The sequence below is a fragment of the Citrobacter sp. Cf118 genome (assembly GCF_030334095.1).
Lineage (GTDB): Bacteria > Pseudomonadota > Gammaproteobacteria > Enterobacterales > Enterobacteriaceae > Citrobacter > Citrobacter freundii.
Genome location: NZ_JAOWES010000042.1, coordinates 1 through 17,779, shown reverse-complemented (window position 1 = coordinate 17,779; position 17,779 = coordinate 1). Strand labels below are relative to the sequence as shown.

Sequence of the window (17,779 nt, the reverse complement as noted above, 5' to 3'; positions counted from 1 at the left end):
GCCGCTGATAATCAGCGGCTTTTTTATGCTTACCTGAGAAAGAGCGTTAATTACTCTTCTTTCGCGCCACGCATTGCACGGCGACGATCGTTTTCAGTCAGGTGACGCTTACGAATACGGATAGAGGTTGGAGTAACTTCTACCAGTTCGTCGTCATCGATGAATTCCAGAGCCTGCTCCAGAGTCATCTTAACCGGCGGAACCAGAACCGTTGCTTCGTCAGTACCGGACGCACGCATGTTGGTCAGTTTCTTACCGGTCAGGCAGTTTACAGTCAGGTCGTTAGAGCGGCTGTGAATACCGATGATCTGGCCTTCGTAAACTTCAGCACCGTGACCCAGGAACAGCTTACCGCGGTCCTGCAGGCTGAACAGTGCGAACGCAACTGCTTTACCCTGGCCGTTGGAGATCAGTACGCCGTTCTGACGCTGACCCACATCACCCGCACGAACATCGTCGTAGTGGCTGAAGGTGGAGTACAGCAGACCGGTACCGGAAGTCATGGTCATGAATTCTGAACGGAAGCCGATCAGACCACGGCTTGGGATCACGTAGTCAAGACGTACGCGGCCTTTGCCATCTGGATTCATGTTTTTCAGGTCGCCTTTACGCTCACCCAGAGCCTGCATGACAGAACCCTGATGCTGCTCTTCGACGTCCAGCGTTACGTTTTCGAACGGCTCTTGTTTACGGCCATCGATTTCGCGGAAGATAACTTTCGGACGGGAAACCGCCATTTCGAAACCTTCACGACGCATGTTTTCAATCAGAACAGACAGGTGCAGCTCACCACGACCGGATACGCGGAACGCATCCGCATCTTCGGTTTCTTCAACGCGCAGCGCAACGTTGTGCACCAGCTCTTTGTTCAGGCGGTCAAGGATCTGACGAGAGGTAACATATTTACCTTCTTTACCACAGAACGGAGAGGTGTTTACGCAGAAGAACATGGTTACGGTCGGTTCATCAACGGACAGAGCCGGCAGCGCTTCGACGTTCTGCGGATCGCAGATGGTGTCGGAGATGTTCAGTTCGCCCAGACCGGTAATCGCGATGATATCGCCGGCTTCGGCAATATCGCTCTCGATACGTTCCAGACCCAGATGAGTCAGAACTTTACCGACTTTACCGTTACGGGTTTTGCCTTCGCTATCAATGATAGTGATCTGCTGGTTCGGTTTAACTTTACCGCGTTTAATGCGGCCGATGCCGATTACGCCAACGTAGTTGTTGTAGTCCAGCTGAGAGATTTGCATCTGCAGCGGGCCATCAAGGTCTACGTTCGGAGCCGGTACACGATCAACGATGGTCTGATACAGCGGAGTCATGTCTTCAGCCATATCTTCGTGATCCAGACCTGCGATACCGTTCAGCGCGGAAGCGTAAACGATCGGGAAGTCCAGCTGTTCGTCGGTAGCGTCGAGGTTAACGAACAGGTCGAATACCTGATCAACAACCCAGTCAGGACGCGCGCCAGGACGGTCAACTTTGTTGATAACAACAATTGGCTTCAGGCCATGGGCAAAGGCTTTTTTGGTCACGAAGCGCGTCTGCGGCATCGGACCATCCATTGCATCCACCACCAGCAGCACGGAGTCGACCATGGACATTACACGTTCAACTTCACCACCGAAGTCGGCGTGCCCCGGGGTATCAACGATGTTGATACGGTAGTCATTCCATTTGATAGCGGTGTTTTTAGCGAGGATGGTAATCCCACGCTCTTTCTCCAAATCGTTGGAGTCCATCACGCGCTCTTGGGTTTCAGCACGTGCATCGAACGTACCGGATTGTTGGAGCAGCTTGTCTACCAGGGTCGTTTTACCATGGTCTACGTGCGCGATGATGGCGATGTTACGCAAATTTTCGATCACAACTTTGCCTCAGGCATTTTAGAAATAGCGCGTTATTGTACACGGATTAATCGCAGTACAAAACAGGATCACAAACATCCTCCGCAAACAAGTATTGCAGAGTTTCTTTGTGATCACATTCACGGAGCGTTAAAAGGGGTAATCTGACATGCTTTGCACCAATATGGTGCTTAATGTTCACATTAAAGCACTATAATGGTGCAATACAACCTTCATGGTGCAGCCCCTTTGCACGATAGTGCGCATGATAACGCCTTTTAGGGGCAATTTAAAAGTTGGCACAGATTTCGCTTTATATTTTTTACGGCGACACGGCCAATTTTTTGCAGAATTGAAGACTTCGTTACCACGACGACCATGACCAATCCGGGAGAGTAAGTATGTCCGCTGAACACGTTTTGACGATGCTGAACGAACACGAAGTGAAGTTTGTTGATTTACGCTTCACTGATACCAAAGGTAAAGAACAGCACGTCACTATTCCTGCTCATCAGGTAAATGCCGAATTCTTTGAAGAAGGCAAAATGTTTGACGGCTCCTCAATCGGTGGCTGGAAAGGCATTAACGAATCAGACATGGTTCTGATGCCAGATGCGTCGACTGCACTCATCGACCCGTTCTATGAAGAGTCTACCCTGATCATCCGTTGCGATATCCTGGAACCCGGTACACTGCAGGGCTATGACCGCGACCCGCGCTCCATCGCAAAACGCGCTGAAGAGTATCTGCGTTCTACCGGCATCGCAGACACCGTTCTGTTCGGGCCAGAGCCAGAATTCTTCCTGTTTGACGACATCCGTTTCGGCGCGTCTATTTCCGGTTCCCATGTGGCAATCGATGACATCGAAGGCGCATGGAACTCCTCCACCAAATACGAAGGTGGTAACAAAGGTCACCGTCCTGGTGTGAAAGGCGGTTACTTCCCGGTTCCTCCGGTAGATTCTTCTCAGGACATCCGTTCTACCATGTGTCTGATCATGGAAGAGATGGGCCTGGTTGTTGAAGCGCATCACCACGAAGTGGCGACCGCTGGCCAGAACGAAATCGCGACCCGCTTTAACACCATGACCAAAAAAGCGGACGAAATTCAGATCTACAAATACGTCGTGCACAACGTTGCGCACCGTTTCGGTAAAACCGCGACCTTTATGCCAAAACCGATGTTCGGTGATAACGGTTCTGGTATGCACTGCCACATGTCCCTGTCCAAGAACGGCGTAAACCTGTTCTCTGGCGACAAATATGCGGGTCTGTCTGAGCAGGCGCTGTTCTACATCGGCGGCGTAATCAAACACGCTAAAGCGATCAACGCCCTGGCTAACCCGACCACTAACTCTTATAAGCGTCTGGTCCCAGGCTACGAAGCGCCGGTAATGCTGGCTTACTCTGCCCGTAACCGTTCTGCTTCTATCCGTATTCCGGTGGTTGCTTCTCCGAAAGCGCGTCGTATTGAAGTGCGTTTCCCGGACCCGGCTGCTAACCCATACCTGTGCTTCGCAGCACTGCTGATGGCCGGTCTTGACGGCATCAAGAACAAGATCCACCCGGGCGAAGCCATGGACAAAAACCTGTACGACCTGCCGCCAGAAGAAGCGAAAGAGATCCCACAGGTTGCTGGTTCTCTGGAAGAAGCACTGAAAGAACTGGATCTGGACCGTGAGTTCCTGACTGCAGGCGGCGTGTTCACCAATGAAGCGATCGATGCGTACATTACGCTGCGTCGCGAAGAAGATGACCGTGTGCGTATGACTCCGCACCCGGTAGAGTTTGAGCTGTACTACAGCGTTTAATCGTTTGAGTTGCCGTGGAACTTTTAGCCTGCTCAGGCAGGCTTGAGATCGATGGCGAATGATAGGACGCCTGATGGCGCAAGCTTATCAGGCCTACCGGTAACATCACCTTGTAGGCCGGATAAAGCAAAGCCGCCATCCGGCATCTGCGTTTGCCAGTCATCTGTAGCCCATCCCAGGATGGGCTTTTTTCTCCACTAACAACCTGCTTTCTCGCGCTTTTTTGATGTAAAAAGCTATAATGCACTAAATTGGTGCAACACTTTTCAGGAGACTGCTGAATGGCAACCGGCACGCTGCCCGATGCTGGGCAGATCCTCAATTCTTTAATCAACAGCATTTTGCTCGTCGACGATGAGCTGGCGGTACATTACGCCAATCCGGCGGCACAGCAGCTGCTCGCCCAAAGCTCCCGCAAACTGTTTGGTACACCGCTTCCCGATCTGTTGAGTTATTTCTCCTTAAACATCGGACTGATGCGAGAGAGCCTGGAAGCAGGCCAGGGCTTTACGGATAACGAAGTGACGCTGGTGATAGACAGCCACTCACATATCCTGTCAGTGACCGCTCAGAGGCTGCCTGATGGCCTTATTCTGCTGGAGATGGCGCCAATGGATAACCAGCGCCGTCTGAGTCAGGAGCAGCTCCAGCACGCCCAGCAGATTGCCGCCCGCGATCTGGTGCGCGGTCTGGCGCACGAAATCAAGAACCCTTTAGGTGGATTACGCGGCGCAGCGCAGCTACTCAGCAAAGCGCTTCCGGACCCGGCGCTAACCGAATATACCAAAGTCATTATTGAGCAGGCCGACCGCCTGCGTAATCTGGTCGACCGTCTGCTGGGACCACAACAGCCTGGCATGCATGTCACGGAAAGTATTCACAAGGTGGCGGAGCGCGTGGTGGCGCTGGTCTCAATGGAGCTCCCGGAAAACGTCACGCTGATTCGTGATTACGACCCGAGTCTGCCCGAATTACTGCACGACCCGGACCAGATCGAGCAGGTTCTGTTAAACATCGTGCGCAATGCTTTGCAGGCGCTGGGAGCTGAAGGCGGTGAGATCATTCTGCGTACCCGCACCGCGTTTCAGCTCACGCTGCACGGCGTACGTTATCGCCTGGCGGCACGGATTGATGTAGAGGACAACGGTCCGGGTATTCCCTCGCATTTGCAGGACACGCTGTTCTACCCAATGGTCAGCGGTCGCGAAGGCGGTACCGGGCTTGGATTATCCATCGCCCGCAATTTAATTGATCAACATTCCGGCAAAATTGAATTTACCAGTTGGCCGGGTCATACCGAGTTCTCGGTTTACCTGCCTATCAGGAAATAAGGTGACGTTTATGCAACGAGGAATAGTCTGGGTCGTTGATGACGATAGTTCCATCCGTTGGGTGCTTGAACGTGCGCTCGCAGGGGCAGGGCTAAGCTGTACCACATTTGAAAGTGGTAAAGAGGTACTGGACGCGCTGGCCAGCAAAACGCCTGACGTACTGTTGTCGGATATTCGCATGCCGGGCATGGACGGTCTAACGCTGTTAAAACAGATTAAACAGCGGCATCCGATGCTTCCGGTCATCATAATGACCGCGCACTCCGATCTGGATGCTGCCGTCAGCGCCTATCAGCAAGGGGCGTTTGATTATCTGCCCAAACCTTTTGATATTGATGAAGCCGTGGCGCTGGTCGAACGTGCCATCAGCCATTATCAGGAACAGCAGCAGCCGCGCAATGTTCAGATCAACGGCCCAACAACTGACATCATCGGCGAAGCGCCGGCAATGCAGGACGTCTTTCGCATTATTGGCCGCCTGTCCCGATCGTCAATCAGCGTATTGATTAACGGGGAGTCCGGGACCGGTAAAGAGCTGGTCGCCCATGCGCTGCACCGTCATAGCCCGCGCGTCAAAGCGCCGTTTATCGCCCTGAACATGGCGGCAATCCCAAAAGATTTGATCGAATCTGAGCTGTTTGGTCACGAGAAAGGCGCGTTTACCGGGGCGAATACCATTCGTCAGGGGCGCTTTGAACAGGCTGACGGCGGTACGCTGTTCCTCGATGAAATTGGCGATATGCCGCTGGACGTGCAAACGCGTTTATTGCGCGTATTAGCCGATGGACAGTTTTACCGCGTTGGCGGCTATGCGCCCGTGAAGGTGGACGTACGTATTATCGCCGCCACGCACCAGAATCTGGAACTACGCGTACAGGAAGGCAAATTCCGCGAGGACTTATTCCATCGTCTGAACGTCATCCGCGTGCATTTGCCGCCGCTGCGTGAACGTCGGGAAGATATCCCACGTCTGGCGCGCCATTTCCTGCAGGAGGCCGCGCACGAACTGGGGGTTGAAGCCAAACAATTACACCCGGAGACCGAGGCGGCGCTGACCCGTCTGGCCTGGCCGGGTAACGTGCGTCAGCTTGAGAACACCTGCCGCTGGTTAACCGTCATGGCCGCCGGCCAGGAAGTACTAATTCAGGACTTACCAGCCGAGCTGTTTGAAACCACCGTGCCTGACGCACCGTCCCATATGCAGCCAGACAGCTGGGCAACCCTGTTGGCACAGTGGGCAGACCGGGCCTTGCGTTCCGGTCATCAAAACCTGCTTTCTGAGGCTCAACCGGAAATGGAGCGCACGCTGTTGACCACCGCGCTACGTCATACCCAGGGGCACAAACAGGAAGCCGCACGCCTGCTTGGCTGGGGCCGTAATACCTTGACGCGTAAGTTAAAAGAACTCGGAATGGAGTGACGATTCGTCACTGTGTAAAGATTGATAATTGAGCGCAAATTGCTGCTATTTTGCGCTTTACTGTTCCGATGAGTTAAGTATGATCGTGCCCGGCAAACGGGGGAAGTCATCATGCTGGAATCAATGATTAATCTGCTGTCGAGCGGTGCGGTCGAGAGCCATACGCCACAAACTGCGGTTGCCGCAGTGCTGTGCGCGGCGCTGGTTGGGCTGTTCAGCTGAAGGCGCGCCGGATGGCGCTAACGCTTATCCGGCCTACAGATTATCGCGACGTGTAGGCCCGGTAAGCGTAGCGCCACCGGGCAACCCGGTTAAATGACGCGGGAGAACTGCTGCATGCGTGCTTTCTGCCGCAGATAAGCATCAAAGCACATGCAAATATTACGAATTAGCAGGCGCCCCTTCGGCGTAACCTGAATCCCCTTCTCATCCACATCCACCAGCCCATCTTTCGCCAGTGGTGCCAGCAGTTTCAGGTCTTCGGCAAAATAGTCAGCGAAGTTCAGATCCCATTGCTGTTCCACAGCGGCATAGTCGAGGCGGAAGTTACAGATCAGGAGCTTAATAACATCACGACGAATGCAGTCATCGCGGGTCAGGGCAATTCCGCGCCACAGTGCGTTCCCCTGCTCGTCAACCTGCTGATAATAGCGCTTCAGCTCTTTCTGGTTCTGCGCGTAGTTGTCACCAATCATACTAATGGCTGACACGCCCATTCCCAACAGATCGGTATCACCCTGGGTGGTATAACCCTGGAAATTACGATGCAGCACACCCTTGCGTTGAGCAATCGCCAGCTCATCATCCGGCCGAGCAAAGTGATCCATACCAATGAACTGATAACCGGTTTCGGTCAGTGAAGAAATGGTTTCCTGCAGGATATCCAGCTTCTGCTGCGCGCTGGGCAGGTCGGCGTCTTTAATCTTGCGCTGAGCGGCAAATAGCGTCGGCAGGTGCGCGTAGTTGAAGACGCTCAGTCGGTCTGGATTCAGCTCAGCAACGCGTTTCAGGGTAAAGGCGAAACTTTCCGGCGTCTGTTTTGGCAAACCATAAATCAGATCGATATTCGTTGAGGTAAAGCCAATCTCACGCGCATGATTCAGCAGCGCAAAGATAAACTCCTCATCCTGCTCACGGTTCACCAGGCGCTGAACTTCTTTATTGAAGTCCTGCACCCCCATGCTCAGGCGGTTAAAACCTTCAGCGCGTAAATGATCGAGCACATCCAGCTCAATTTCACGCGGATCCACTTCGATCGAGATTTCGGCGTCGTCGTTAAAGTTAAAGTTGCCACGCAGCAGCGACATCAAACGGCTGATTTGCGCTTTATTCAGATACGTTGGCGTGCCGCCGCCCCAGTGCAGTTGACTGACATGACGTCCGGCAAACAGCGGTGCGCGATGAATAATTTCTTGTTCTAAGACATCGAGGTATTGATCGGCTTTATGCTGCTGGCGAGTCACGACCTTGTTACAGCCGCAGAAATAACACAGCTTGTGGCAGAACGGGATGTGAACGTACAGCGAGAGAGGACGCTCAGGATAACGCGCCACGGCCTTTAGAAATGCTTCAGTGCCGTAGTCTTCAGAAAACTCCAGCGCGGTCGGGTACGAGGTATATCGTGGCCCGGAATAGTTATATTTCTGGATCAGGGCCAGGTCCCAGTCTATTAACTGCTCTGACATGCTCACTCCTTCCGATGGCGTCTCTGGCGGGTACGGCGTACCGACTTAACCCCAGTACGGGTGATAAGTCGGTTGCGCAGCCACTTCTGTCGCCGCGACAACCGCTGTAGTTTAACGAATAACCACACCAGATAACATATAACCGGAAGGGTTATAAGCAGGACGGGAAGACCCACGGTGTAAAACCGTTAGTTGCCGCCTTTCAGCAGGCGCATCATGTCTTCCTGCTTTTCTTCTTCTTCCTCTTCTTCCTCGTCATCGTAAGAAAGACCCAGCTTTTGCATCAGCTCATCAATGCGGTCCAGCTTGGCATCAACCCAGGACTGATCTTCCGCGCTCAGGGTCTCTCCTGCTTCAAGACGCTCCAGCAGCGCATCCAGGCGCTCATCCGTTTCCAGTAAATCCAACTCAGCCTGTGGTGAAAGCATAGGTTTCTCACTCTTCGGTTTGTGCTGTTTGGTGACTTTTTCGGTCACACCCAATGGAATGGGGGTTTTGCTGCCAATACGAGGATCTTTTTGCTTATTTTGGTTTCCGCCACCAGATGCGCCTTCGCTACCGGACGCACGGCTACCTGCCGCATGACCACGGTGTTTTTTCTGGCGCTTACGGTCGCGGGCTTCCTGGTTAATTTCTTCGCGTGTTTTACGACGCGCTTTTGCAGGACCTTTACCGCGTGGTGTAGAAGTTGGTTTCATCATGATTCGTCTTTGGCTGTTTTATTCAGTATATAATTGCGCCGGAATCTAGCAGAAATAAAGAAAAAAGGCGACAGAGTAATCTGTCGCCTTTTTTCCTGACTCTCAACCCTTACGGGCTCTACAATCCCTGTTGGCTATCAACACACCCTGTTTTTCCCTTAGCCTCTAACATTCCGTGTTGTTTCCATTTCCTTTTACTAACGTCTCCGGACGTTTGTCTTCCTGACAATCCTGTGTCTTCGCCTCCTGGCGCTCCTGACCCTCATCCTGAGTTGTCTATCCTGTCAGCTTCCTCGCTATGGACGCTACTTTACCGTTTTGGTTTAAACGTACAAGTAACCTGGGTAACAATTTCTGATTTTAAGAATAGCGCCCAAATGTAACTCTATGATTTATTTTAGTTCTGTCATTTTTTACTCTGTCATCTCGTATAGAAACTGTCGGCAATGTCTCACAAAGCGCGTGGTTTTTACTCACACAGCCCACTCGTCGAAAAACCAGCCTTTTGCTGGGGTTCAGGTATAATCGCTGCAAAGCCCTGATTGATGGAGAGGACTGCTTTGACTAACTTGAATTATCAACAGACGCACTTTGTGATGAGTGCGCCTGATATTCGCCACTTACCTTCCGACACCGGTATAGAAGTGGCTTTTGCTGGCCGTTCCAACGCAGGCAAATCCAGTGCGCTAAATACCCTGACGAATCAAAAGGGTCTGGCACGTACATCTAAAACGCCAGGTCGTACTCAGCTCATCAACCTGTTTGAAGTCGTTGACGGCAAACGCCTGGTCGATTTGCCTGGATACGGTTATGCCGAAGTTCCAGAAGAGATGAAGCGTAAATGGCAGCGCGCGCTGGCTGAATATCTGGAAAAACGTCAGAGCCTGCAAGGTCTGGTGGTACTGATGGATATTCGTCACCCGTTAAAAGATCTCGATCAACAGATGATCCTGTGGGCGGTTGAGAGCAACGTTCAGGTTCTGGTACTGCTGACTAAAGCAGATAAGCTGGCCAGCGGTGCACGCAAAGCGCAACTGAATATGGTACGCGAAGCCGTACTGGCATTTAACGGTGATGTGCAGGTAGAAGCATTTTCATCGCTGAAAAAGCTGGGTGTGGACAAACTGCGGCAAAAACTGGATAGCTGGTTTAGTGAACTGGCACCGGTTGAAGAGATGCAGGACGGGGAATAACCCACCGTATTGCCGGATGGCGCCGCTGCGCGTCTTATCCGGCCTACAGCATGTACAAAACTTTTCTTTCGCACAATAAAAAACGCCCCAGTCATTACTGACTGGGGCGGCTAAAATATTCAGCCAAATCCGATTACGTGAAGTAAAAGGTCTGAAAGATAGAACATCTTACCTCTGTACCCTACGAGAATAACTTTACTCTTTTTTGAGCAGCTCAGAAAGCACTTTTTGTAATTTTTTTTCATTCCTTACATAGGGAATTCTAATGGACATCACAAAAAGCTCTTTCTTATGTTGCTTAGTTACGAAAAATAGCCGTTATTCAGTAAACCCTTAGTGCGCCTGATCCCAGTTTTCGCCACTACCGACTTCCACCAGCAACGGCACGTCAATCTGGGTCTCGTTTTCCATCAGTTGGTGGATCTTTTTAGAGACGCTTTCGAGGTCATCTTTATGCACTTCAAACACCAGTTCATCGTGTACCTGCATGATCATACGCACACGCGGTTGCTCGGTTTGCAGCCATCTGTCCACCGCAATCATCGCTCGTTTGATAATGTCTGCGGCAGTACCCTGCATCGGGGCGTTAATTGCCGCGCGTTCTGCACCTGCACGACGAGCACCATTACTGGATTTAATATCCGGTAAATAGAGACGGCGACCTTCCAGCGTTTCTACATAACCCTGCTCTTTCGCCTGCGCGCGGGTACGTTCCATATATTCCAACACGCCTGGGTAGCGTTCGAAGTAGAGATCCATGTACTTCTGCGCTTCTTTACGCGGAATATTCAACTGGCGCGCCAGACCAAAGGCGCTCATCCCGTAGATCAAACCGAAGTTAATGGCTTTCGCGCTGCGGCGTTGCTCGCTGGTCACAGAATCAAGCGGTAAACCAAAGACTTCTGCCGCCGTTGCGCGGTGAATATCTTTCCCTTCGGCAAACGCGGTAAGCAGACCTTTATCACGTGAAAGGTGCGCCATGATACGCAGTTCAATCTGTGAGTAGTCCGCAGAGACAATCACGTAGTCTTCTGGCGCAATGAACGCCTGACGAATACGACGACCTTCGTCATTACGTACCGGGATGTTTTGCAGGTTCGGATCCGTTGAAGACAAGCGACCCGTTGCGGTAACTGCCTGATGATAGGAAGTGTGCACGCGCCCGGTCTTCTTGTTAATCATCAACGGAAGCTTATCCGTATAGGTCGACTTCAGTTTTGCTAACCCACGATATTCCAGGATAACTTTCGGCAACGGATAATCCAGCGCTAACTCTTCCAGCACCTCTTCCGACGTTGATGGTGCGCCGCCCGGCGTTTTCTTCAGCGGCTTAATACCCTGCTTTTCAAACAGGATGGTTTGCAGTTGCTTGGTGGAAGACAGGTTAAACGCTTCTCCGGCGATCTCGTGCGCTTTTTGCTCCAGCTCGTTCAAACGCAGCGTCAGTTCTTCTGAATGCTTGTGCAGAACAGCCGGATCGATTTTCACACCGTTGCGCTCAACACGAGACAAAACTGGCACCAGCGGCATATCGATATTTTCAAAGACGTTCAGTGGCCCTTTATGCTGCTGTAATTCTGGCCACATTTTCAGATGCAGCTGTAGCGTAACGTCGGCGTCTTCCGCAGCGTAACGCCCGGCTTCTTCCAATGCTATCTGGTTAAAGGTCAGCTGGTTTTTGCCTTTTCCAGCGATCTCTTCAAAGGTGATAGTTTTATGTTTAAGCCAGCGGTCCGACAGGCTGTCCATATCGTGTCGGCCAGCGACACTGTTAAGAATGTAGGATTCAAGCATGGTGTCAAAGGTGATGCCGCGCAGCTCGATGCCATAGTTCGCCAGGATACCGCGATCGTACTTCAGGTTCTGCCCGACTTTATGCGCATTCTCATCTTCAAGCAGCGGCTTCAGCAGCTCCAGCGCGCGATCGCGAGCTATTTGATCGGGGGCATCCAGGTAATCGTGGGCAACAGGAACATATGCCGCCACACCCGGTTCAATGGCAAAAGACAGGCCAACCAGATTCGCGGAAATATTGTCCAGGCTGTCAGTTTCCGTATCGAAGGCAAAGACAGGTGCTTTTTTCAGCTTCGCGATCCACTCTTCCAGCGTCGCTTCGTCCAGAATCGTCACATAGTTATCATACGAAAGAACCGTAGCCGGCTCCTCAGGCGTTTCATCGACGACAATAGTTTCTTGCGGTTTTGCCGCCGGCTTCGTCCCTTTCGCCTGTAGCCATTTACCCGCTTCAACGTCAGTAACCCAACGTTTGAATTCATACTGTTTAAACAGGCCAAGCAGTTCTTCTGCTGCCGGTTGACGGACTTCCAGCTGCTCGCAGGTCAACTCCAGCTCAACATCCGTTTTGATAGTAGCCAATTGATAAGAGAGGTACGCCACCTCTTTATTCTGCTCAAGTTTGCCCGCCATGGTTTTCGCACCACGGAATGTCAGCCCCGCAATTTTGTCTGATTCAGCATAGAGAGTATCCAGCCCACCCAGCCCCTGCAGCAGAGCCTGCGCAGTTTTTTCACCTACGCCTGGAACGCCAGGAATGTTATCTGAGGAATCCCCCATCAGCGCCAGGAAATCGATGATCAGTTCCGGCGGGACACCGTATTTATTCACCACTTCATCCGGGCCGAGGATCGTATTGGTCATGGTGTTGATAAGAGTGATATTCGGCGTCACCAACTGAGCCATATCTTTATCACCAGTGCTAATCAGCACCGGACGACCCACCTTCTCCGCTTCCCGCGCCAGCGTACCGATGACATCATCCGCCTCCACGCCAGAAACCGCCAGCAATGGCAGCCCCATCGCTTTTACCATCGCATGCAGAGGTTCAATCTGCGCACGCAGATCGTCCGGCATGGGTGGGCGGTGCGACTTATAGTGTTCGAATAACTCATCACGGAAGGTTTTACCCTTGGCGTCGAATACCACCGCCGCGTGGGTCGGCTGATATTGCAAAATCAAGCTACGCAGCATGTTGAGGACACCGTACATCGCGCCCGTAGGTTCTCCTGCGCTGTTAGTCAGCGGTGGGAACGCGTGGTATGCGCGATACAGGTAAGATGAGCCATCTACAAGGATAAGTGGGTTTTCTGGGATCTGAACCATAATGTCCGTGCCTGTTTATCAGATTATGGGTAAAGGATGCCACAGACAGGATGAAAACATGAGTTTTTCGCCGCATTTGTCGAAAAACTTTTGTAGATCTTCTGCTTTGCTCGCAAAGACATCTGTGGATAACTTTGTGAATAAATAATTTACAGCTCTTTAAATATAACAAGGCAATTACTGCCTCATAATATTTTTATATGTATTTCAATAAATTAAATAAATACACAGCATTTTATTCCATTTTTACAGCTTATATCCTGATGTGGATAGATATTCCTCTTTTTTCTATTGAGGGAAGATCCATCATTTGGTTCGTTTTCTGATAAAATCAGTCCCTTGCGCCTCTTTCGCGCACTGTCTATGGCTAACCTTTTGAATAATTTAATTATGACGAGAATACTCGCTGCGATAACGCTGTTGCTGAGTATCGTATTGACCATATTGGTCACGATTTTTTGTTCTGTGCCGATCATCCTTGCCGGGGTTGTGAAACTCCTTTTGCCTATTCCTGTCGTCTGGCGCAAGGTTTCTGTCTTCTGTAATTTCATGATGTACTGCTGGTGTGAAGGTCTGGCGCTACTGCTGCACCTTAATCCACGGCTAAAGTGGGATGTTGAAGGACTGGAAGGTCTTAGCAAGAAAAACTGGTATCTGCTCATTTGTAATCATTACAGCTGGGCCGATATCGTTGTGCTTTGCGTTCTGTTCCGTAAGCACATCCCGATGAATAAATATTTTCTCAAGCAGCAGTTGGCCTGGGTACCCTTTATTGGCCTGGCCTGCTGGGCGCTGGATATGCCGTTTATGAAACGCTATTCACGTGGCTATCTGCTTCGCCATCCGGAACGCCGTGGTAAAGATGTCGAAACAACGCGTCGTTCCTGCGAGAAATTTCGCGTACACCCGACAACCATTGTGAATTTTGTCGAAGGTTCGCGCTTTACCAAAGATAAACGTGAGCAAACCCGCTCGCCCTATCAAAACCTGCTCCCTCCTAAGGCGGCCGGTATTGCAATGGCATTGAATGTACTGGGTTCACAGTTCGATAAAATGTTGAACGTCACGTTGTGCTATCCGGAAAACAGCAGTCGACCGTTCTACGACATGCTGAGCGGTAAGTTAACGCGGATTGTCGTGCGGGTGAATCTGGAGCCAATTCATGAAGAGTTGCACGGTGATTACGTGAACGATAAGGGATTCAAGCGTCGGTTTCAGCTCTGGCTAAATACGCTATGGAGTGAGAAAGACGCGCAGCTCGACGCGATTAAAGCCTCAAATAAAAAAGCCGGTCAGTGACCGGCTTTTGCTTTTATTTCTGACCAACCAGGTACTTCACGGTATCCGCATACTGTTGTACGAAAATATCCATGCTGCTGGTATCCATGCCCTGCGGGTTGACCTGATATTTGCCATTCACGAACATCGCCGGAACGCCCTGCAGCTGTAAATCAGCCGCCGCTTTTTCCTGCTGTGCCACGAGTGATTTCACCACGAAGCTGTTCCATGCCGCATCATAGTCTTCACCTTTAATACCTGCGTCGACAAACACTTTACGGATATCAGCAACAGACTGAACGGTCTGGGTTTTCTGAACGCCTTCAAACAGCGGAACGGTGACCTGATCTTCAACGCCCAGCGCCATTGCAACCGCCCATGCCTGCGTCAGATCTTTACCCAAAGGCCCGAGAAACTCGACGTGGTATTTGGTCATCTTGGTGCCTTCCGGCAGCTTTTTCTTCACATTATCAGATACGTGAAGCACTTCTTCAAACTGGTAGCAGTGCGGGCAGTAGAAGGAGAAGAACTCCAACACTTGCGGTTCACCCGCAACTGGCTTTTCCAGAGTGATGTATTGTTTGCCATCCTGGAACTGCGCTGCAGATGCGCTAAAAGCTAAGACCATACCAGCCAGCGCCAGCCATATTTTTTTCATGTTCAAGTTTCTCCGGTTAATACATTGGCGTTAATTGTAAGGGGGGCTCTTGCAGAATTTTTGCCTGCTCAATAAAGGTCGCGGTCTGACGATGCCAGTAATCTTCCCCGGTTAACCACGGGAAGTTTTTTGGAAATGCAGGGTCAGCCCAACGTCGAATTAGCCAGGCAAGATAATAAACTAAACGCATAGCGCGTAAAGGTTCTATCAGTCCGATTTCAGAGATGTCGAACTCACTAAACTCATCATAAGCCTCGATAATGGTTTCAAGCTGCATACGTTGTTCAGCTTTATCGCCATTGAGGAGCATCCATAAATCCTGAATAGCCGGACCGTTGCGGGCATCATCTAAATCGACAAACATCGGGCCATCGCGCCACAGAATATTACCGGCATGACAATCACCGTGCAGGCGTAACGTGGTAAAACGCGTATGCCAGCGTTCGGTAACGATCGCGATAAGCGCATCCGTTGCTTTCAGGAAGGCCGCTTTTTGCCCTGATGGGATTAGCTGTGCGTGTTCAAAAACTTTACGTGGCTCAGTCAGGTATTCTTCAAGGCCGATCGTTGGGCGGAAGGCAAAAGTACGCTTGCATCCGGTCTGGTGCATACGCCCGAGATAGCGCCCCACCGCCTCCATCTGATCGATGTTGTCGGCTTCAAACTGGCGTCCACCGACGCTGGGGAAGATCGCATAATGGAAACCCTGATGGCTTAATAGCGTTTGGCCGCTGAATACCAGCGGAGCAGCTACCGGGACTTCATCGCTTACCAGTTCCAGAGCAAACTGGTGCTCTTCCTGGATCTGATCGACAGACCAACGTTCAGGGCGATAAAACTTAACGACAAAGCGTCGACGGTCTTCGTCCTGAAATTGATAGACACGGTTTTCATAGCTGTTAAGCGGGGTAAGCCCGGAGTCCACCCGGATCCCCTGCTCAAACAGTGCATCCATGATGGTATCCGGGTGTAGCGTCTGGAAATTAAAAGCGTTGTCGTTCATCCCATCATCCGGAAAATACTACGAATGATTCAGGATATCATTTCGCAGCGCTTTCGGTGGCGGCGATTACAAGCTTTTACTCTTTAATTACGCCACGTGCGCGGAGTAGTGCAGTTTTAAAATCTTCTTCATAATCTTTCTGAATACCTGGAATGACCGCATCTTTCGCCGAGTCACGCATTTTCAGGTGATAGATCAGAATGTCATCAGTTAAATCCGCCAATTCGCCGTCAAAACCTGACTCTTGCGCCAGTTTCTGTAAAAATTGCATCAGGTTAAGATCGGGTTCCTTCTGCCAGGCAGGCTGGAGGAGTTCAATAACTTCATTCAGACGTTTACATTTCATGGTTGTGCTCCTTAGGCTCAATACAGATACGTTAGCAGGGTCAATCCCACATTAAAAGAGGCGATATCAGTGATTCTGGATAGTGCAATAACAGGGGTTGTGCTGGCTGGCGGTAAGGCCAGACGGATGGGCGGAACCGATAAAGGTCTGCTTGAGCTGGACGGTAAACCTCTTTGGCGACATGTGGCCGACATTCTCGCTTTGCAGGTCGAAACCGTGGTGGTTAATGCCAATCGCCACAGGGATATATACCAGCAAAGCGGCCTGAAAGTTATTCCCGATTCATTGGCCGATTTCCCTGGCCCACTGGCCGGGATGCTATCGGTATTCCTGCAGCAAACGGGAGAATGGTTTTTGTTCTGCCCGTGCGATATGCCCTATATTCCTCACGATCTGGTCGCTCGTTTAAAAGAGCAGCGCAAAGCAGCACCGGTTGTCTGGGTGCATGATGGCGAAAGAGATCACCCAACCATTGCGCTGATGCACCGCTCTATGCAGCCTTTACTGCAGGATTATCTTCAGTCCGGTGAACGACGCGTTATGGTCTTTATGCGTTTGGCAGGCGGTCATGCTGTCGATTTCAGCGATCATAAAGATGCGTTCGTAAACGTGAACACCCCCGAAGAGCTCGCAAAATGGCAGGAAAAATCATGATCCCATTACTCGCCATTGCGGCATGGAGCGGCACGGGAAAAACCACGCTGCTCAAAAAGTTGATCCCGGAACTACGTGCCAGAGGTATACGTCCCGGATTGATTAAGCATACTCATCACAAGATGGATGTCGACAAGCCCGGTAAAGATAGCTATGAGTTACGCAAAGCTGGTGCAGCACAAACTCTGGTCGCCAGCCAGCAACGTTGGGCATTAATGGTAGAAACACCGGAAGAGCCCGAACTGGATTTAGCGTATCTGGTAAGCCGGATGGACGCTTCAACGTTGGATATGGTGTTGGTTGAGGGATTTAAGCATGAACCTGTCGCTAAGATCCTACTTTTCCGCGAAGGCTGCGGGCATAGTCCTGAGGAATTGGTGATGGATGACTATGTTATAGCGGTTGCCAGTGACGTTCCGCTGGCGGCGGATGTTCCATTGTTAGATATCAACAACATACAGCAAGTAGCTGATTTTGTTACGCAATGGGCCACAAGATAACTGCGATGTCGTGATGTGCCTGATGCGCTGCGCTTATCAGGCCTGCACAATACGTTCAGCCCGGCGGATTTGTCCTCCTCAGGAGAGCGCTCACCGACAGACCACAGATAAAACAAAAGGCACGGTCTTTCGACCGGGCCTTTTGTTTTTATTTGATGCCTGGCAGTTCCCTACTCTCGCATGGGGAGACCCCACACTACCATCGGCGCTACGGCGTTTCACTTCT

The 17,779-nt window shown here is 51.1% G+C and carries 16 protein-coding genes and 1 pseudogene; 8 read left to right on the top strand and 9 right to left on the bottom strand.

Annotated features, from left to right (window positions below; all coding sequences use genetic code 11):
* Positions 1-50: 50 nt before the first annotated feature.
* Positions 51-1,874, bottom strand: a complete 1,824-nt coding sequence (gene typA, locus OGX67_RS00615) for a ribosome-dependent GTPase TypA (RefSeq protein WP_003028641.1) — start codon at positions 1,872-1,874, stop codon at positions 51-53.
* Positions 1,875-2,254: 380 nt separating this feature from the next.
* Here typA and glnA point away from each other — a divergent pair, with 380 nt between their 5' ends.
* The 4 genes from glnA to OGX67_RS00595 all read left to right on the top strand — a co-directional run bounded on the left by glnA (position 2,255) and on the right by OGX67_RS00595 (position 6,637).
* Entirely contained in the window at positions 2,255-3,664 is a 1,410-nt protein-coding gene (gene glnA / locus OGX67_RS00610; RefSeq protein ID WP_003028638.1) for a glutamate--ammonia ligase, read from the top strand.
* Between the two features lie 281 nt (positions 3,665-3,945).
* Positions 3,946-4,995: a nitrogen regulation protein NR(II) gene (glnL, locus tag OGX67_RS00605; protein WP_003028636.1), complete on the top strand. Its 1,050-nt coding sequence runs from the start codon at positions 3,946-3,948 to the stop codon at positions 4,993-4,995.
* Positions 4,996-5,005: 10 nt separating this feature from the next.
* The gene (gene glnG / locus OGX67_RS00600) at positions 5,006-6,415 is read left to right on the top strand and encodes a nitrogen regulation protein NR(I) (RefSeq protein WP_003028633.1); all 1,410 of its coding nucleotides are present in this window, start codon (positions 5,006-5,008) and stop codon (positions 6,413-6,415) included.
* 111 nt (positions 6,416-6,526) lie between these two features.
* Positions 6,527-6,637 carry a YshB family small membrane protein gene (locus OGX67_RS00595; protein WP_003028631.1) on the top strand — a complete coding sequence of 37 codons (111 nt, stop codon included), beginning with the start codon at positions 6,527-6,529 and terminating at the stop codon, positions 6,635-6,637.
* An 89-nt stretch (positions 6,638-6,726) separates the two neighbouring features.
* Here OGX67_RS00595 and hemN read toward each other — a convergent pair whose 3' ends face one another.
* The 3 genes and pseudogenes from hemN to OGX67_RS00580 all read right to left on the bottom strand — a co-directional run bounded on the left by hemN (position 6,727) and on the right by OGX67_RS00580 (position 9,152).
* Positions 6,727-8,100, bottom strand: a complete 1,374-nt coding sequence (gene hemN, locus OGX67_RS00590; RefSeq protein WP_071667077.1) for an oxygen-independent coproporphyrinogen III oxidase — start codon at positions 8,098-8,100, stop codon at positions 6,727-6,729.
* Between the two features lie 188 nt (positions 8,101-8,288).
* Positions 8,289-8,798: a Der GTPase-activating protein YihI gene (gene yihI / locus OGX67_RS00585; protein ID WP_003028627.1), complete on the bottom strand. Its 510-nt coding sequence runs from the start codon at positions 8,796-8,798 to the stop codon at positions 8,289-8,291.
* Positions 8,799-8,966: 168 nt separating this feature from the next.
* Positions 8,967-9,152 (bottom strand): annotated as a pseudogene (locus OGX67_RS00580) (hypothetical protein).
* A gap of 209 nt (positions 9,153-9,361) precedes the next feature.
* Here OGX67_RS00580 and yihA point away from each other — a divergent pair.
* Positions 9,362-9,994: a ribosome biogenesis GTP-binding protein YihA/YsxC gene (gene yihA / locus OGX67_RS00575; RefSeq protein ID WP_003847926.1), complete on the top strand. Its 633-nt coding sequence runs from the start codon at positions 9,362-9,364 to the stop codon at positions 9,992-9,994.
* 119 nt (positions 9,995-10,113) lie between these two features.
* Here the strand turns inward: yihA and spfP are convergent, their stop codons facing one another.
* Positions 10,114-10,161, bottom strand: coding sequence for a small protein SpfP (gene spfP / locus OGX67_RS26915; protein WP_071892919.1), 48 nt, complete (start codon positions 10,159-10,161; stop codon positions 10,114-10,116).
* Positions 10,162-10,327: 166 nt separating this feature from the next.
* A complete protein-coding gene (gene polA / locus OGX67_RS00570) occupies positions 10,328-13,114 on the bottom strand; it encodes a DNA polymerase I (RefSeq protein WP_003028623.1) in 2,787 nt (928 codons plus the stop codon).
* A 363-nt stretch (positions 13,115-13,477) separates the two neighbouring features.
* Here polA and yihG point away from each other — a divergent pair, with 363 nt between their 5' ends.
* Positions 13,478-14,413, top strand: a complete 936-nt coding sequence (gene yihG, locus OGX67_RS00565) for a 1-acylglycerol-3-phosphate O-acyltransferase, YihG family (RefSeq protein ID WP_003028622.1) — start codon at positions 13,478-13,480, stop codon at positions 14,411-14,413.
* A 13-nt stretch (positions 14,414-14,426) separates the two neighbouring features.
* Here the strand turns inward: yihG and dsbA are convergent, their stop codons facing one another.
* From dsbA to OGX67_RS00550, 3 genes are all read right to left on the bottom strand, one after another.
* Positions 14,427-15,050, bottom strand: a complete 624-nt coding sequence (gene dsbA, locus OGX67_RS00560; RefSeq protein WP_003028621.1) for a thiol:disulfide interchange protein DsbA — start codon at positions 15,048-15,050, stop codon at positions 14,427-14,429.
* A gap of 16 nt (positions 15,051-15,066) precedes the next feature.
* Positions 15,067-16,053: a serine/threonine protein kinase gene (locus tag OGX67_RS00555; protein ID WP_257651932.1), complete on the bottom strand. Its 987-nt coding sequence runs from the start codon at positions 16,051-16,053 to the stop codon at positions 15,067-15,069.
* A gap of 76 nt (positions 16,054-16,129) precedes the next feature.
* Entirely contained in the window at positions 16,130-16,399 is a 270-nt protein-coding gene (locus OGX67_RS00550) for a YihD family protein (protein WP_003028616.1), read from the bottom strand.
* A 69-nt stretch (positions 16,400-16,468) separates the two neighbouring features.
* Between OGX67_RS00550 and mobA the strand changes: the two genes are divergently transcribed.
* On the top strand, positions 16,469-17,053 hold the full coding sequence (mobA, locus tag OGX67_RS00545; RefSeq protein ID WP_003028614.1) for a molybdenum cofactor guanylyltransferase MobA: 585 nt from the start codon (positions 16,469-16,471) through the stop codon (positions 17,051-17,053).
* Positions 17,050-17,553 carry a molybdopterin-guanine dinucleotide biosynthesis protein MobB gene (gene mobB / locus OGX67_RS00540; RefSeq protein WP_286525614.1) on the top strand — a complete coding sequence of 168 codons (504 nt, stop codon included), beginning with the start codon at positions 17,050-17,052 and terminating at the stop codon, positions 17,551-17,553. Before mobA ends, mobB begins: the two co-directional genes overlap by 4 nt.
* Positions 17,554-17,779 lie beyond the last annotated feature (226 nt).

Bases quoted from the DNA above. Each gene is read 5' to 3' on its own strand.
- OGX67_RS00555 (WP_257651932.1), bottom strand. From the start codon at position 16,053: ATGAACGACAACGCTTTTAATTTCCAGACGCTACACCCGGATACCATC.
- glnA (WP_003028638.1), top strand. From the start codon at position 2,255: ATGTCCGCTGAACACGTTTTGACGATGCTGAACGAACACGAAGTGAAG.
- yihI (WP_003028627.1), bottom strand. From the start codon at position 8,798: ATGAAACCAACTTCTACACCACGCGGTAAAGGTCCTGCAAAAGCGCGT.
- yihG (WP_003028622.1), top strand. From the start codon at position 13,478: ATGGCTAACCTTTTGAATAATTTAATTATGACGAGAATACTCGCTGCG.
- dsbA (WP_003028621.1), bottom strand. From the start codon at position 15,050: ATGAAAAAAATATGGCTGGCGCTGGCTGGTATGGTCTTAGCTTTTAGC.
- polA (WP_003028623.1), bottom strand. From the start codon at position 13,114: ATGGTTCAGATCCCAGAAAACCCACTTATCCTTGTAGATGGCTCATCT.
- mobB (WP_286525614.1), top strand. From the start codon at position 17,050: ATGATCCCATTACTCGCCATTGCGGCATGGAGCGGCACGGGAAAAACC.
- glnG (WP_003028633.1), top strand. From the start codon at position 5,006: ATGCAACGAGGAATAGTCTGGGTCGTTGATGACGATAGTTCCATCCGT.
- hemN (WP_071667077.1), bottom strand. From the start codon at position 8,100: ATGTCAGAGCAGTTAATAGACTGGGACCTGGCCCTGATCCAGAAATAT.
- OGX67_RS00595 (WP_003028631.1), top strand. From the start codon at position 6,527: ATGCTGGAATCAATGATTAATCTGCTGTCGAGCGGTGCGGTCGAGAGC.
- OGX67_RS00550 (WP_003028616.1), bottom strand. From the start codon at position 16,399: ATGAAATGTAAACGTCTGAATGAAGTTATTGAACTCCTCCAGCCTGCC.
- glnL (WP_003028636.1), top strand. From the start codon at position 3,946: ATGGCAACCGGCACGCTGCCCGATGCTGGGCAGATCCTCAATTCTTTA.